This window comes from Rhizobium sp. SVR5-9E (assembly GCF_056755095.1).
Genome location: NZ_JBNDHS010000572.1, coordinates 1 through 251, shown reverse-complemented (window position 1 = coordinate 251; position 251 = coordinate 1). Strand labels below are relative to the sequence as shown.

Annotated in this window: 1 protein-coding gene; it reads right to left on the bottom strand. The window is 64.5% G+C overall.

All coding sequences use genetic code 11. From position 1 onward, the window contains the following. Positions 1 to 251, bottom strand: a 251-nt coding sequence (locus ACPYOJ_RS36120) for an efflux RND transporter permease subunit (protein ID WP_481420497.1), incomplete at both ends; no start/stop codon positions are given.

Here is a 251-nt window from a genome sequence, read left to right as displayed (position 1 = left end):
GGCCACCAGCATCCCGCTGAACACCGTGGTGCCAATGATGCGGCGGCTCTGCGCCCCTGCCCCGGACGCCAGCATCATCGGCAGCACACCGATAATAAATGACACCGCCGTCATCATCACCGCCCGGAAGCGGCGTGAGGCGCCTTCACGGGCCGCATCGACAATCGCCATCCCCTCATGACACCGTGCGCGGGCAAACTCGACGATCAGGATCGCGTTCTTGGCCGCCAGCGCGATTAACAGTACCAGGC